Genomic DNA, 15,876 nt, shown 5'->3' on the forward strand with positions numbered 1-15,876 from the left:
AAGCAGCCACAGTGGATAGATCCAGTCAAAGCCAAGAGAGAGTGGTGATCCGGGGCCAACTGTTTGCCCACCGGAGCCAAAGCCTTCGTGCACACGAGTGCACCGGTGCACGCTTCGCTTTCGCTACGCCATCGCCAGTCCAACGGGTTCCGGTGCCAGCACTTCGCCAGCCGCGAGCAGCAGGTCTTCGCGAAACTGATCGGCCACAAGTTGCACTCCAACCGGCGTTGACCCCACAGGGGCAACGGCCACGCTCAACCCCGGCAAGCCCATGAAGGGGATGGTGATCATGGTCAGCTGCGCCTCCAGCACCGCATCAAAGCCTGCGGGCGACGCGACATCCTGACCATCAGGGAACGGCAACGCACCCGACACCGGGCACAGCATCAGCGGCCACTCCGCTAGGAAGGTCCGCCAAAGCCGGGTCAGGCGCGCACGCGCCTTCAATGTCGCCATCATGCCGGGCAGATCCATCTCGGGGCAATGGCGGGTCATCTGTGCATAGACGAAATTCGCATCCGGGTCGTTTTCGGCGCGCAACGCCGCTGTGCCATCCTGTCTGAACTCTGCCATCCAGAGCCGCAACTGCATGTCGCGCGCCTCGCGCAAGGGCGGCGGTGTGACCTCTTCAACCTGATAGCCCGCGTCGCTGAGTTTGGCTGCTGCGACACGCAGCGCATCGCGGATCGGTTGCACCAGCTGCATCCCATCGGGCGCCTCAACATAAGCGACCTTGCGTGGCACATCCGCCCCGCACAACGGCATCGGCTGCCACCACGGGTCTCGCATGTCGCGCGCGGCCATTGCAGCCAACGCCAGTCGCAGATCAGGGATAGAGCGCGCCAATGGCCCGGACACCGCCATCAACTGCCCCCCGATCAAGCGATCTCCGGCCGTCGGGTTGAAGGCAGGAACCCGCCCCAGCGAAGGGCGCAGGCCGTGCACGCCGCAGGCGTAGGCGGGGTATCGGATTGATCCTGCAATATCCGTGCCATGGCCAATCGCCCCCATGCCAGATGCCACCGCAGCACCAGCCCCACCCGAAGACCCCCCGGGTGTAAGGGCTGGATCGCGCGGATTTGTGGTGGCACCGTGCAGGCTGTTCCGCGTGAACCATCGCAAGGAAAAGGCGGGGGTGTTCGTGCGACCCACGACAATCGCACCGGCCTTGCGCAGGTTGGCGACCACGGGGCTGTCAGCCTCTGCCACTAACCCCGCCTGGCTGCGCAAACCGTTTGTGGTGGCAAAGCCAGCCTGATCGACGTTCACCTTGATCGTCACCGCAACGCCAGTCAGCGGCCCCGCAGCCTCACCACGGGCCAGAGCGTTATCGACGGCTTGTGCCTCTGCAAGGGCTTGCTCATCCATTCGCTGCACAATGCTGTTGAGTGCGGGGTTCACAGCCTCGATCCGCTCCAGCACCGAAGCGACCGCTTCCATTGCGGAAATCTGCCGCGCCGCAATCAAAGGCGCAATTTCGCTTGCAGTCAGTTTCCAAAGTTCGGTCATGTGATCTTTCCGTTAGGGGCAGCGACTGCTTTTGATGCCGAGGTGGCATGGGCAAGATGGCAGCCGAACCGAAGTGCGATAATCATTCGTTGCAGGAGGATGCAGGCAACAAGCGACCTTGCGTCGGCATCGTGCAACACCAAATCGCTGCCCTGTCAAATGTAGAAAGTTATTTCCAACCATGCGGAACCGGATCTGCCCAAGATAGTTAGAGCAACAATGGCCAACATTCGTGCCAAGCATCGACGGCTGCTCATTTCGATGTGTTGATAACACCACACTCTACCCAGCTGGAGGCTAGGCATGACCACTCTGACCGTGAACGGCAAAGAGGTGACGGTTGATCTTGATCCCGACACACCGCTGCTCTGGGTCTTGCGCGACGAATTGCGCCTGACGGGGACGAAATTTGGCTGCGGGGTTGCCCAATGTGGTGCCTGCACGGTGATGCTGGATGGGATGCCGCGCCGGTCTTGCATCACGCCGATTTCGACGGTGGAGGGCAGCGAAGTCACCACGATCGAGGGGATGCAGGGCCCCGAAGTGACCGCCGTGCAGGCCGCCTGGGCCGGAATTGACGTGCCGCAATGTGGCTGGTGTCAGTCAGGCCAGGTGATGTCCGCGACGGCGTTGCTGCAAATGGTCCCCAGCCCCACGGATGAGGATATCGACAACGCGATGGCAGGCAATGTCTGCCGCTGCGCCACCTATGTCCGCATCCGTGAAGCGATCCACACCGCTGCCAAAACACTCGAGGGTTAAGCCATGACCACGCAAACGAATGGCTTCAAGGCGACGCGGCGCGGTTTTCTGGCAGGCGGTGCGGGGCTGACCTTGGCCCTGATGCTTCCACTGGCACGTGGTCGGGCGATGGCTGAAACGGCTGCCCCCTTTGCGCCAAACGCCTTTATCCGCATCGGCACCGATGACACTGTAACGGTGTTGATCAAGCATATCGAGATGGGCCAAGGCCCCTATACCGGGCTTTCCACGCTGGTGGCCGAAGAACTCGACGCCGATTGGGCGCAAATGCGCGCCGAAGCCGCGCCCGGAAATGACGCGCTTTATGCAAACCTCGCCTTTGGCGCGCAGGGCACCGGCGGGTCCACCGCCATGGCCAACAGCTACATGCAGATGCGCAAGGCAGGCGCCACCGCGCGGGCGATGCTGATCGCCGCCGCCGCCGCCGAATGGGGCGTGCCTGCGAGCGAAATCACCGTGTCAAAGGGTGTGATCGGACACGCGGCCAGCGGCAAATCCTCGGGCTTTGGCGCGCTGTCGCAAGCCGCCGCGACGATGGAGATGCCCGCCGATCCGCCGGTGAAAGACCCCTCTGCCTTCACGCTGATCGGCACCGACCGCCCGCGACTGGACACTGTCGCCAAATCAAACGGCACGGCGCAATTCACCATGGATGTCTACCGCGACGGCATGCTGACCGTGCTGGTGGCGCATCCGCCGAAATTCGGCGCAACGGTGGCCAGCCTTGACGACAAGGCCGCGCTGGCCATTCCGGGCGTGGAAATGGTGCGGCAGATTTCCAGCGGCGTTGCGGTTTATGCGACCAGCACCTTCGCTGCGATGAAGGGCCGCGATGCCCTAAGCATCACTTGGGATGACAGCAAGGCCGAAACCCGCAGCTCGTCCGAGCTTTACGACATGCTGTCCACCGAGGCCAAAACCGGTGGCCGCGTCGTGGAAGAAAGCGGCGATCTTGCCGCCCTGTCATCCGCCGCCACGCTGCACGAGGCCGAGTTCCGCTTTCCCTATCTCGCCCACGCCCCGATGGAGCCGCTTGATGCGGTGATCGAGGTCAAGGCCGGGAAGGCCGAGATGTGGTTCGGCAGCCAGTTCCCAACCTTTGACAAGCCCACCGCCGCTGCGGCGCTCGGGTTGAAGCCGGAAGATGTCTCAATCAACGTGCTGCTGGCTGGCGGCTCGTTTGGCCGCCGCGCGCAAGGCTCTGCCCATCTGGCGGCAGAGGTCGCCGAAATCGCCAAGGCTGCGGGCCGGGATGGCTGTTTCAAACTGGTCTGGACGCGCGAAGACGATCTGCGCGGCGGCTACTACCGCCCGATAACCGTCCACCGCATGAAGGCGGGTCTGGATGCGGATGGTGCCTTGGTTGGCTGGGAAAACACCATCGCCAACCAGTCGATCATGGCAGGCACTCCGATGGCTGCGATGATGAAAGACGGCATGGACAGCACGTCTTATGAAGGCGCCTATGCGCTGCCTTACAAGGTGGGCGCACACCGGATCGGCTGGGCGCAGGCGCAAAGCCCTGTGCCGGTGCTGTGGTGGCGTTCGGTCGGCCACACCCACACTGCCTACGCGGTCGAGGTGTTTCTGGACGAACTGCTTGAAAAGGCCGGAAAAGACCCGGTGCAAGGCCGGCTTGATCTGCTGACCCCCGAAGCGACCCGCGAACGCGGCGTCATCGAAGCGGTGGCAAAACTGGCTAGGTGGACGGCGCGCACCGCCAACGGCAAGGGCTATGGCATCGCGATGGCGAAAAGCTTTGGCACCTATGTGGCGGAAATCGTTGAAGTCGAGGATCAGAACGGCTTTCCCAAAGTCACCCGCGTGTGGTGCGCCGTTGATTGTGGGGTGGCGGTGAACCCCAACATCATACGGGCGCAGATGGAGGGTGGCATCGGCTATGCCCTTGGCACCGCGCTGTTCAACGAGATCACGCTGGAACCCGGCGGCACCGTGGCACAGGGCAACTTCGACAGCTACCGGATGCTGCGCATTCACGAAATGCCCGCCGTGCAGGTCGAGGTCATCGCCAGCACCGCCGACCCGACCGGAGTGGGCGAGCCCGGCGTGCCACCGCTGGCCCCGGCCTTGGCGAATGCCTGGCGCGCGCTGACCGGCAAAGCCATCTATCAATTGCCATTTGCAGCCGCAGTCGCGTGAAAGGACACAGCATGAAAACCTCTTTTCGCGCCCTTGCGGTCCTGCTGATGGTGGCAGCACCTGCCACCGCACAGGAAACGCTGCAACCGCCAGCGGCTTTCGACGGCATCACCGATCAAACCGCGCGGTCTGCCGCGCTGTTTGAAGAAATGGGCAAGGTTCTGCAAAGCCCGCGCTGCCTGAATTGCCACCCCGTCACCGGCGGCCCGACGCAGGGCGACGATATGCACCCCCACATGCCGCCCGTCGTGCGGGGCGAGGCTGATTTCGGCGCACCCGGCATGAATTGCAGCACCTGCCACGGCAGCGAGAACGTCAGCTTTGCCACCGGGCCGGGCAGTATTCCCGGCCACGAGCCATGGGCGCTCGCCCCGCTGTCGATGGGTTGGCAGGGGCTAAGCCTGTCAGAGATCTGCGTTCAGCTCAAAGACCCCGCGCGTAACGGCAATCGCGATCTTGAGGCTTTGTATAAGCACAACGCCACTGATGGGCTGGTCGGCTGGGGCTGGGAACCCGGCGAAGGCCGCACACCCGCGCCCGGCAGTCAGGCCGAATTCGCCGCATTGACCCGCGCATGGATTGATACCGGATCAGCCTGTCCACAATAAAGCGCGACCATGGCTGCGCGCCACGCCGCGCCGCTTCACTGGGTTGCTAGACATGTTAGAACATGCCGTTGGCGTGAGCAAAATTACCTAGTTCTTGGTGGCAGATATGTTGAAAGCCAAGGGCCGCAACTACGAGAATGCGGCTCAGTGGGCCAGCCTCGCTGTGCGTGAGGGCAAACCTATTACGGCAGAGAACTGTCCCTTCTGTGCTGAATTCGGAGAAACCTATCGTGGCTTTGCTTTTATCATCAGGCTATCGGGTGATCCTGCATTTGCATTGTTGCGGCACCATCAAGCTGATCTCTCCCTCTGACCTGCCAGTCGATCCAAGTCCGAGAATGCTGCAGGATGAACGAACGTCCAGTTTGACCAACTGCTGCGGTCGCTATGCCGCAGCGCGGTCAGCTTGCTCTCCACCCGTTTTCTGTCATCAAGCTCCAGCTTAGCCGCGCCTTGCGTGAATGCCCGCTTTTCAGGTGTCGCTGCAAGAGCCACGCTGCTCCGCCGTCAGGCGGCTCTCCGCCCCTCATGTCGATCAGGCCACACACAGCTTGTTCCAACTCTAAAGTAGCAAAGCGTAGCTACGTCCGCATAGCTGACCTTATGGGGAGGATCAAAGTGCGGATCGAACGCATACCAATGCGCCATGGGCCACATCCTGTAGTTGTTGTTGACAAGATCACAGCGCGTCAGCGCAGCCCCGCCGCGTCAAAATCTTCTTTGATGATTTTTCGGGCCTCCATGACCGTCAGCGCAACGTCGGCCCAATCACGCAGTTTAACTGGATAGGATGCCTTGAGGGTTTCAAAATCTGACATCTCCCCAAGGCGATACCAGCGGGACCCGGTGCGCGCCCAAGTGAGGCCTTGATCCAATCCACAAAGCCGCGAGGTGGCGATCAGGGGGCTTTGGAGCAATGGATGACCGGAAGGGGTGCCCAGCAGGACCGCACCGCCAAAATACCGATCACGCGCGACAATCCAATTTGAGAGCGTTGGGGCGGTTGCAAGATCGGCCGCCGTGGGCCCGGCTTGGCTTTCGATCAGGGCGATTTTCCACGCGCCGTTTTGGAGGCGGCTCTTTTCTTGACTGAGAAATAGCTGCCAATCCTGCGTCCACACACAGCGTTCACCCGCGATGACGGGGCAAGCGGCACCGAACATAAAGGTGTCAAACGCCTTTTGCAGAACCGGTGGCACATCCGCAAATCGAATGGCGATTGGCACTCCATCCTCCGTGATCGGCGGCAGATTTAGGGTGCGCAGAAAATCAAGGTATTCAGCATCAGTCATCGGTGTCTCTTTTGAAAGGGTCAGAGGTTATGGTGCAGATGTCTTCCAGATACAGAGAGCGGTCAGGTTGTCGCTCACCGGGATATCCGATCCCAACATTGCGCAGATCGGTGCGCCCGACCGTGCCGCGGAAGCGGTGATGCGAATGGCCAAAAAACCAAATGTCAGGCTGATGGCGCAGGATGAGCGCTTTGAGATCGGAATAAAATGCCGGGCTAAGTTCGCCTATCGGCTCCGCGGCAACGGGATGCGGTCCATGATGCGTGATCACCACGGTTTGCCCCTGCTGGCCGGCAAAATGCGGCTGGGCAAGCATGGCTTCCAGCCAAGCCCGCTGGTCATGGTGAAGATCGAGCGTGTCTTGCGGCGTGATATCAAGCTCGCGAGGACGGATGACCTCATCCAGTTGAAGCAGTTCTTGCGAAGGGTCGATTTTGCCGATCGCGGAATAGTCGCGCATCCCGCGTCGTGCCAAGGCCATTGACCGCCTTGGCGTGCCCAGAAGGTCAAAGTCCGTCCAAAGCGTGCAGGCCAAAATCCGGGTTACGCCATGCAGCAGCAGGCATTTTTGCACGAAATGCGCGCCTGACGCTTCGATGCACGCTTGAAAATCGGTGTCAGCATCCAGCCGATGGCCGTAATAATCATGGTTGCCGGGCATGATGTAGATCTTTTGCACGGGCACATACCGCTTCAGAAATCCGAGACCCCTCGGCCAATTCTGCGCCAAGGCATCGACAAGGTCACCCGCGATGATCAGGGCATCGACATCCCAATTCAGTCTGACGTGTAAATCATGCGCCGAGAACGGATCGCGGTTTTGGCGGACGTAGTGGTCAAAATGCAAATCCGCCAAAACGATGATCTGCCCCGTGCGATACGGGATGGTGAGCGGGGTCATTGGCCGCCTTCCTTTTTGGTGCAGGGATCAACCCGGCGATTGGAAACTGCTTTGATCGAGATGGCCTAGCGCCAAGGGCGACCGCCATCGACGGGATCCGGCCAATTACGGGCTGGGTTGTTGGCGAGATCTCCGCCAATAATTAGAGCGTCCAACCTATCGAAGAGTGGCCCCAGGCCTGCGATCGGATCGATGCCGGAGTGCTGGCACAGATCAAGGTGCCAATCAGACGAAACCAAAACATGCATGTCAGCGACCCTCATCACAAGCGGCGCGATCTTCGGCAACAAATGCACGAACCTTGGTGATATAGGTCGTCATGAACTTGGCCAGCAGATCAGCATCATCGACCGGCTCAAAGCCGTCCAGTTCAAATTGCATGAACGCTGCGGGCGTGCCTGATGCTCCAAGACTATGTGCGAGTTCCGCCTCAAATTCAGCAAAGGGCTGTCCAAGTCGATACCACCTCGACGCGGTGCGCGCCCATTGTTCGTCGCGGCAAATCCAAAGCAGCTGTGAGGTGGTCATGGGGCCAATGCTAAGTCTCGGATGGCCACTTACCATGCCCCACAAGATAACACCGCCGCGCTTGGATACGAACGGACGCCAGTTATCAAGTGTCGGCGCAGCGGCGAGATCCGCTTCCGTTGGACCCGCTTCCGCGGTGGCGAAGGAGGCCAGAATCTTTTCTAGCCAAGCGCGCAGATCTGGGGGCAGTGTCATATGCTTAACTCCGGATTGAGGGGATGAGAGGGAACACCGCGGTTCAGTGTAGCAGCGGTGCACGCTCAAAATCGGCGGCGCGCTGCAGCATGCGAGCGGCGAGACGTAGGCTGGGGTTATGTCCGAGCACGGATGGATGGGCCAACACTTCGGCGATGGTCTCTATAGCGATATCGGACAGGACCCGCCTCATACCCTCGCGCCGCACGAATTGCGTCAACTCCGCGCGGGTGAGGTGCCGCAGCCGAATTGGCGGGCAGCGGCTCAGCAGGGGAGCGGGCAACAGATCGCAGGTGTTCGAGGTCAGGACCCACGCTACGTAGCTCATATTGAACTTAACTTGATAGTAAGGGCAGCTCCAATGCTCAGAAGTCAGCGGCTCCAACAGCGGCAATAGTGCCTCGGCCAGCCCGAAGATGTGGTCTTTCGTGGATATGGCTTGGCCCGCCTTTTCCACCTCGTCGATCACGATCACCGGGTTGGCGATCCGGCCTTGCAGCACAGTCTCAATCAGGCGCCCAGGGAAAGCACTGCCCCAGCCGCGTTGTGATCCGACGAGGCCGAAACTCGCGTTCTCGGTGGTAGCTTCAATCACTGTGGTCGGCACAGACAGCAGTTCTCCGAGCCGCCGCGCCCATCGGCTTTTGCCAATCCCGGGTGGGTCGTTGAGCAGGAGTGGCGGAATCTCGAGACCCGGCCAGCCCTCCTGCACGGACCGACGCATGGCGCGCCACACCACATCTGTGGCCGGGGCCATCCACGGCATATCCTCGTGCAGTGCCGCCGCAAGCTCATCGGCGCGATGTTCGTTAGGTATCGAGATCACGCTAACCCCCGCTTTCAGAAGCTCAAGCCGCGCGCGATCCTCCTTCTTCAGATGCTCCAATCCCGAGGTCGACTTGCGACGCTCGATAATGCGTTCGGCTCGGCGCCGGATGCGCGTTTCGTCCACATCGCTCAAAGAAATGCTCGGCAGAATGCCCGCGTCCGAGCTGCTGTCGACATCGTCCCCACCCTCAAAATGAACTAGGCGTTCCGGCGGCATTTTTTTGCGCCGCACATTTCGCAAGTAGCGGATGAAGCGATCTTCAAGAGAGAAGCGATCTTCTTTGGGATCGAAGAAACGGGCCTCAATAAAGGGGATTATAGTCATAGTGAAACTCCGGGCATGATGATGCCGTCGGACAGGAAGGCCCGGCCGCGTCAGAAGGAATGGTTCGGAAGGTCAGAGCCAAAAAGGCAGCCAGCCGCTTCTTAAAGCACTGCCGGCAGGTCCAACCGTTCCGGCGCGGTCAGGTGAGCCCGTTTGATGTGGAACAGATCTTCGGGAGGCATTGGTGCCATGGGTGCCGCGGCAAGTAGGATTAGTAGGTGTCGGGCAGCGCCCGGGGCGGACAATATTCTGGGTGCATGTAAGTATCCCAGGCAAGAGCTACGACCTTGAAATGGCGTATTTCATGCTGGACGGATTCACCTATCAAAAGGTCTGTGCGCAAATATACATTGGCGTTGAATCCCAAGGGCAGTTCTAGGGCAAAAATTGGTGCCATTGATCATAATTTAAACTGAGAAAGCCAGTCCATCTCACCTCCTGCTATCGGCCTGATTCCATTTATGAGTAAGGGCAGGCGGCGAAAGAGTCCAGCACTTTATTTTTATGCTATGGCATTGATAACATGCGAAAAAAATAAGAATTTATCTACTTTTCCCGTTAAGAAGATCAGGAGAAATGTGCGGTGCTTGGGGCTACTTTTTCCAAATCTTCATTCAAGGCGAGCGATAGAATGCGAAAATATAAATTCTAATCATTATTTTCGATTTGATTTATCTCCACGCGAGGCAAGCTATTTTAGTAGGGGGATTCAGCTTTCACGCATACTTCTTTGTGTAGGGCGCTGCGCAAACCCTTGCGGGTATGGCTTTCTGTCTCTGGCGGGGCTCATCGAGCGTCACATGACTGGAGGAAGAAAGCTGCCCGACCGATCACTATTCGCAACGGCGATCAGTGAGGATCTTGGCACTAGCAAGATGAATACATGGAGGATGCCAGCGACCGACCGAACTGACAATCCAAGCGCGCGATCATTATTCACATTCTGGGCCGGGGTAGTTTCTATAAAAAATGGAGAATGACGCGGAATATGCGAAAATTTTTCAGAGCTCTGTGCTTGGAAAAGCGGGTGAAGCCGAGCGGACCACTCCCCTTCGTGAGCGGTGGTTCTGCATTCATGGGAATTTATGCATGTCCCGCAGGCTGAATGTCGAAGACAGATGCTGTCAGGGCTTTTATGTCATAAGGACGTCGATCGTGTCGCCGCCGAGATGGGCGAAACCGTCAATCGGCTTCTTGATCTCGCCATCGGGATGGCGCTCGACGACGGCATAATCTGAGTCTACGGCACCGCCGAGGTCGACGTGCTCGCCTTCAGTCCGTTCGGTGTCGAAAACTTCTCGAGATGATCACCATGGAACGCGACCGGCAAATCTGACGTCGCTGCGGCCTTCACAGGATGTGATATCCATGGAAGAAAACAACATTCAATAGGCTTGTCCAATTAATAATTCGTGACGCTGAAGGATCGCAGACTCCCGAGTGCGCCATCCCAGACGTTTTAATCGACAAATGCCGGTTCGCTATTTTTCATCGCGGGATCTGATCGCAGACCCGACTCCAGCCAGCCATACGCGGTCTCCGCTTCCGATCTCGCGGAAACAGCGTCTGGACAGGCGGTGCGGGCTGGAATATAGTCTGTCTTGACAAGGCTCTTTGGTGAGCCTCGGGCCCTGCCAGTAGAGCGGATCGCCTTAAAGGTCATCTTCACAGTATAAATATCGACGCAGTTTGCTTTTTGCAGACATGGCTCGGGCCCTCCGCTCCCTGATGTGGTTTGCGAAATCTGTTTGATAACCTGATAGCGCATAGACCTGCGCGACTGATTGCATCAGGAAAAATTCAGAATTTCGCACAACATCTTCTGTGCGGATTGAACATGACATACGCTACAATTTCCGAGTTGGCCCGCCGCTGGCAAGTCGATCGAGCTACAGCTCGTATCGCTTTGGTGAAGGCCGACATCGCTCCTTCCATTTTTCACACATCTCCCCACTATAGCTTCGGGGAAATTTTGCGAAAAATCGAAAACGTTCCTGACGAGATGCATTCTGGAATGCATCTCTCCGATCGCCTTTTCTGTGCCAATCAACTGGCGGACCATCTTGGTGTGACCCCACAAACCGTGCGTAATTATGGGCGTGCGGGCCGCCTGCACATCGTGAAGATCACCGAGCGCACCGTCCGCTACATGTTCCCGCCTATGCGAAAATGCAAAAGTGAGACGGAATCTGTCGATCCTCCCTAAAAGTGAGGATAGGGCAAAAGGTGATGCATTCACCACACTAAGATGTTTGTCGAAGTGTAGTGTAGTGTCACACTCACCAGAGAAATAATCCATTAATCATATTGACTTGTAGGTTTAGACTATGACTATGCTTGTGACCATGAAAACCATCGCCGATGTAATCGAGAAAGTTCAGGCCGATGGCCTGTATGCACCCGCCTCTCAAAAGAAGGTTCTCGGGTCGCTACGCCGGATCCGGCGCATGCCCCAGTATGGCCTTCCCCTTGATCAGATTTCTGCAGATCTGGCGACGTTTGATGTGATGTGGGGCCATGGGCCTGCCCGGATGCTCCCCGTCGGATTCAAGGCAAAACAGGAATTTACCGTCTGGCGTTCTCAGGTCAGGGGCGCGATCGCCAAAGTTGTCGAGTCTGCAACCAATACCAAAGCCGTTGTGGTGCGGGACGCTTGGTATGATCTTGAAAACGAGCTGAAGAAGTGTGGGGTAAATCCCAAGAAACTCATTTCTGTCGGCGTGCTGGCTGAGGCGGCCAGAAAACGCTCGCTCAGCCCTGCACTGATCACTAAGTCATGGCTGCAGGAGCAGATCGACCACCCAGAGGCCATCGGTCGGTATCGGGCCCTGCAGGCTGCCGCCAAACTAATCAGCAAGCATCGCACTGAGGTTTCGGTCGAGATTTCAACCGCCTTCGACGGAACATCGATCTGCAAGTCGCGGTCGTGCTGCAAGCGGCTACCTCTTCCAGCTAAACTTGCAGCGGAATTCGAGGAGTGGCGCCAGCAGCGCATCGAAGGCGATCGCGTGGGGCATCGCCTGAAGCGTCGGGGCGCCTGCTCGACCGCCCGCGCCGATAAGATGCTCGACGGCGTATCCTATGTTTACACCGCCATGGTTACCGCCGGTCTCGTGAACTGCCCCGCTGAATGCTCGGTCGCAGATCTGGCAGACCCGTCTTTGCTCGAAGAGATCATCGAGAAAGAGCTCGAGCATGAGTTTCCATGGACTTCGATCATGGCCACGACCTTGTTCGAATATCTCAGCCACTGGAAGCTTTTTGTAGCTGGCGCCGGAGCTGACAGTGAACCTCTACGGGAACTGATTTCGGAGTATGACGCCTTTGAAAACGTCAAGACGATGTCCAGTGGCCGTAGGGACTGGTGCGAAGAATTTCTTGGCAACCGCACGAAACAAATCGCTTTCCTCAACCTTCCGGACACTATTTTTAGGGATGCCCGTAAGGCGATGTCTACGTTTGACAGTGCATCCCAACATCACAAAGCCGCAGCCATTGCAATGGGCATTGCGGCATGTGCAGCCGCCATCTGGACGTCGTTGCCCTTGCGCATTTCCACCTTGTTGCGACTGACCTATGGCGGTGTGGAGGCCGATGTTCAGCTGCACGGACCGCGCAAGGGCCTAGTTCTTACCACTCCTCCGACAATCGTGAAAAACAAATATTCTCACCGCTACATCACCCTGACGAGCAAGCCGGGAGGAGACCCACAGGAAATTGTCTCATGGTTCGTCACTACGGTTCGCCCGAAACTTATGGAGGCTTATCTGGCACCGGACCTCAGACGTCCAAATCTGCTCTTCGGCGGAATTTCCTATTCGCGGCTGAGTTCGATCTGGCGTGAGACCACCCTGGATAACGGCGTGCCGATGACACCTCACCAAGTTCGGCATGCACTCGCCACCATTATGGCCAATCAGAAGGGGGCTGATTATGCGATCATTTCCGCCTTGCTGGGCGATACTGAAGCGACCGTTCGCAAGAACTATGTTTTCGTCGACCAGGCTCAAAAGCACGAAGAAGGCCAAAATATTCTGGCGAACTTGCAGAACAATATTCTCAAGCGTGGAGTGAAGTAATGCCTCAGCGTAAATCCATTCCTTTTGAGATGTTTCCTCGCAAATTCAAGATGGCCATCAACGGCATGAAAAACCCGCGCCGCGGTCGCAAGCGGTATTCCGAAACGTCTATTCGCTCAGTCATCAACGCCGTTGGGCAGTATCTTTATGTCCTCGGGCGAGCGGGATTGCCTCCGGAATTGTCGTATGACGGACTGGGAGCTTTCGTAGACTATTTGGACGGTAGCGGCCTCCGCAACAGCACTTGCCTGAGTTACATGGCAGGGGTTCAGGCCGTCGCTAAAGAGGTAAAATATCCTGCAACAGCACGCAGGGTCATCTTGGGCGATTGCGCATTTTATCGCGACGCTTTCAAACTGGAGGTGCCGACCAAGATCAGAAAACTGGCAGCCAATCCGATCACTCTGGCTGACATCGGGCGAGCCGCTGTCAAGGCACGGGAACAGGCCTACGATGCGGCGACCACAACCCGCCGCCGCACCCTGTTTATTCGCTCTGGGGTTCTCGCACTTTTGTCGCTGCTTCCTGCCCGTATCGGAGACGTGACACGCCTTGAGATTGGGAAAGGTATCTCCCGGCAGGACGGACAGTGGAGGCTTCAAATGACGTCAGGGAAGACGGGTTATCGCCATAACGGGCCGTTACATGACAGCCTCACCCGCTATCTTGACGATTTGATCATGTTCGGGACGAAAGGGTCTATTGAGTTCCATTATGCGCAGCGGATGGGCACGCCCCTGTTTTCAACAGAACTGGGTGAGTTTCTGTCCCCAAGAACGCTTCCCTACAACTTCAAGGCAGCGACGGGTCATACCCCTCATATTGTCAGGACGCTGGTGCATGATGCTTTGGCAGAGCATGGGACCTATGGTGCCGATCTGGCGCGCATCCTGTGCGGTCAGACCAGTGTCGAAATTGCAAAAATCTATGAGGTCCATGCTGCGCGATTCCGGGCGCAGAAGGGCCAAAAGATTCTGGCAGAAATTCACCTGAAGGCACTTCAGAAACCAAGCTCAATCTCGATCGGTGGAGCGCGCATTTAAGCTTGTAACGCGACAACCACCTTGGCCGGTTTGGAGCCAATCGTGTTGGCGTAGATTGAGGTATCTGGTTCAGATTACTGCTTCGGTTTGGTTGTCGCTTAAGGTTGTCGGGTGGACATGATCCTGTGCCAGTTTGTTGGCAGCGGCGGTTCGTTGGTGCAAGCTCTCGGCGTTCATCTCGAAGACTGACGCGCGATGGATCAGGCGGTCGATGGTGGCGACCGTCACGGGTTTGTCAGGGAAGTTCTGATCCCAGCCATTGAAGGCCGGTTGGCGGCAATGGCGATGCTGCGGTGTCGAGCATCGCCGCCAGCCTCGATTACGGTGCCTCCCCTGTGCATAAAAACCCCCGCCCAAATGGGCGACACGTTAGCTTTTCCCAGCACAGGTCGTTCTTGTCGTGATGACCACACGACAAAAACTTGGCCAAGTTAGAAAACTTGTTCACAAACTTCTCTTCGGAGACCGCCTGCATCGTCCAACCGAAACCGTTCGAGGACATTAACTTTTTCCCGATAGTCAATCTCAAAGATTTCTCCACCAACCTCCCACTCATCGCGTGTGAAATCCAGGTGCAAGTCGCAGTCTGAGGCAACCGATCCAATGTGCTCGAAATTGTGTAGGCGCTGCTGCCAAGGGCTGCGACTGACCAACGCATTCCCGACAAGGTCAACATCTGGCACGGGATCAAAAGCATCCACGCAGAAACCACGTAGGTCGCGGGCCAAGCTCGCGCGCATGGAGTCGTCGGGAGGGCCATAAAATGGCACCGGGAGATTTTTCTCGGCGACTAGATGTTTCACCGGGCACCAAATAGAAGAGGCCACGTCAAAACCATCTGGCCGCCGATAAACACGATTTATCTTGCCGATTTCGCAGAATGACTGCTGCACTTCATCGGTGTTGAGCAAAATCAATGATCGAACCTTCTCCATTTCCGCATTCGAACTAGCATCGTGCTCAAGGCAGATTTTGTCACCCTCATCCATTTTCAGGCTCTGCACAGCTAGGACAAAGTCTATCAACTCAGATCGAAACCATTCGCGGCCACGTTCCTTGTCGAGCGCTGGAAGGCCAAGCTTAGCGTGTAAGCGAGCCTCGACGACAGCTGCCGGAACGTCGATGCAAACAAGGACCATTTCCTCGGAGCGATCAGCATGACTGATATGCCCCAATATTGGGGTCCAAGGGCTTTTCTTCATCCTCATTAAAGCATCTTTAGACCTACCAACTTTCAGCACGCTGAGGTCCTGTTTGTCGCGCATGCAGTAGGCCATACCCTTGAAGCCAGGTAACTCTTTCACCGCCCCGACCAGGCTATCGGAACAACTCACTGGTGCCGAGAGGCTCATCATGCTGGCAACTTCATTCGACGCTTGGATTAGGATTAATGAAGCATTCGGGTAATCAGTGAATGGCCATTTCCAGACATGGAGCCATGGACGTCGCCCCCAAGGTTCTGTTGCCTTCAGCTTTTCCCCCATAGTTTCTTCTCTCTCTAAGCCAATGCTAAGACTTTAATGGTAGGATCGGTCCTCGCGACGGCAACTGTGTGCCAAGGTCAGCCAACGCCCTCAGCGGCCACCTCACTTATTTCGGGCAGATCGTTCCACAAGCCATGCGTTTCACACAGAGTTTTTGAGCTT

14 protein-coding genes are annotated in these 15,876 nt (G+C 57.5%); 7 read left to right on the top strand and 7 right to left on the bottom strand.

Going from position 1 to position 15,876, the window contains the following annotated elements; translation table 11 throughout:
• Positions 1-123: 123 nt before the first annotated feature.
• Positions 124-1,509: an amidase family protein gene (locus U1A24_RS16165; RefSeq protein ID WP_322323011.1), complete on the bottom strand. Its 1,386-nt coding sequence runs from the start codon at positions 1,507-1,509 to the stop codon at positions 124-126.
• Positions 1,510-1,812: 303 nt separating this feature from the next.
• Here U1A24_RS16165 and U1A24_RS16170 point away from each other — a divergent pair, with 303 nt between their 5' ends.
• The 4 genes from U1A24_RS16170 (at position 1,813) to U1A24_RS16185 (ending at position 5,352) form a co-directional block, all read left to right on the top strand.
• Positions 1,813-2,271, top strand: a complete 459-nt coding sequence (locus U1A24_RS16170) for a (2Fe-2S)-binding protein (protein WP_322323012.1) — start codon at positions 1,813-1,815, stop codon at positions 2,269-2,271.
• A gap of 3 nt (positions 2,272-2,274) precedes the next feature.
• Positions 2,275-4,431: a xanthine dehydrogenase family protein molybdopterin-binding subunit gene (locus U1A24_RS16175; RefSeq protein WP_322323013.1), complete on the top strand. Its 2,157-nt coding sequence runs from the start codon at positions 2,275-2,277 to the stop codon at positions 4,429-4,431.
• 11 nt (positions 4,432-4,442) lie between these two features.
• Entirely contained in the window at positions 4,443-5,039 is a 597-nt protein-coding gene (locus tag U1A24_RS16180; RefSeq protein WP_322323014.1) for an Isoquinoline 1-oxidoreductase subunit, read from the top strand.
• Between the two features lie 106 nt (positions 5,040-5,145).
• On the top strand, positions 5,146-5,352 hold the full coding sequence (locus U1A24_RS16185) for a hypothetical protein (RefSeq protein WP_322323015.1): 207 nt from the start codon (positions 5,146-5,148) through the stop codon (positions 5,350-5,352).
• 376 nt (positions 5,353-5,728) lie between these two features.
• Here the strand turns inward: U1A24_RS16185 and U1A24_RS16190 are convergent, their stop codons facing one another.
• The 4 genes from U1A24_RS16190 to U1A24_RS16205 all read right to left on the bottom strand — a co-directional run bounded on the left by U1A24_RS16190 (position 5,729) and on the right by U1A24_RS16205 (position 9,108).
• On the bottom strand, positions 5,729-6,331 hold the full coding sequence (locus U1A24_RS16190; protein WP_322323016.1) for a DUF6634 family protein: 603 nt from the start codon (positions 6,329-6,331) through the stop codon (positions 5,729-5,731).
• On the bottom strand, positions 6,324-7,232 hold the full coding sequence (locus U1A24_RS16195; protein ID WP_322323017.1) for a metallophosphoesterase: 909 nt from the start codon (positions 7,230-7,232) through the stop codon (positions 6,324-6,326). The genes U1A24_RS16190 and U1A24_RS16195 overlap by 8 nt, the downstream gene beginning before the upstream one ends.
• A 249-nt stretch (positions 7,233-7,481) precedes the next feature.
• Positions 7,482-7,955, bottom strand: coding sequence for a DUF6634 family protein (locus U1A24_RS16200; protein ID WP_322323018.1), 474 nt, complete (start codon positions 7,953-7,955; stop codon positions 7,482-7,484).
• A 43-nt stretch (positions 7,956-7,998) separates the two neighbouring features.
• Positions 7,999-9,108, bottom strand: coding sequence for an AAA family ATPase (locus U1A24_RS16205; protein ID WP_322323019.1), 1,110 nt, complete (start codon positions 9,106-9,108; stop codon positions 7,999-8,001).
• A 1,837-nt stretch (positions 9,109-10,945) separates the two neighbouring features.
• On the opposite strand from U1A24_RS16205, the gene U1A24_RS16210 reads away from it, so the two are divergent.
• The 3 genes from U1A24_RS16210 (at position 10,946) to U1A24_RS16220 (ending at position 14,230) form a co-directional block, all read left to right on the top strand.
• Entirely contained in the window at positions 10,946-11,314 is a 369-nt protein-coding gene (locus tag U1A24_RS16210; RefSeq protein WP_322323020.1) for a hypothetical protein, read from the top strand.
• Between the two features lie 139 nt (positions 11,315-11,453).
• Positions 11,454-13,187 carry a site-specific integrase gene (locus U1A24_RS16215; RefSeq protein ID WP_322323021.1) on the top strand — a complete coding sequence of 578 codons (1,734 nt, stop codon included), beginning with the start codon at positions 11,454-11,456 and terminating at the stop codon, positions 13,185-13,187.
• On the top strand, positions 13,187-14,230 hold the full coding sequence (locus U1A24_RS16220; RefSeq protein ID WP_322323022.1) for a hypothetical protein: 1,044 nt from the start codon (positions 13,187-13,189) through the stop codon (positions 14,228-14,230). Before U1A24_RS16215 ends, U1A24_RS16220 begins: the two co-directional genes overlap by 1 nt.
• 69 nt (positions 14,231-14,299) lie before the next feature.
• Here the strand turns inward: U1A24_RS16220 and U1A24_RS16225 are convergent, their stop codons facing one another.
• Both U1A24_RS16225 and U1A24_RS16230 read right to left on the bottom strand, forming a co-directional pair.
• Positions 14,300-14,587: an ATP-binding protein gene (locus U1A24_RS16225; RefSeq protein ID WP_322323023.1), complete on the bottom strand. Its 288-nt coding sequence runs from the start codon at positions 14,585-14,587 to the stop codon at positions 14,300-14,302.
• 74 nt (positions 14,588-14,661) lie between these two features.
• Positions 14,662-15,714: a hypothetical protein gene (locus tag U1A24_RS16230; RefSeq protein WP_322323024.1), complete on the bottom strand. Its 1,053-nt coding sequence runs from the start codon at positions 15,712-15,714 to the stop codon at positions 14,662-14,664.
• Between the last annotated feature and the right edge of the window lie 162 nt (positions 15,715-15,876).

The sequence above is a fragment of the Cypionkella sp. genome, from assembly GCF_034376685.1.
GTDB lineage: Bacteria > Pseudomonadota > Alphaproteobacteria > Rhodobacterales > Rhodobacteraceae > Cypionkella.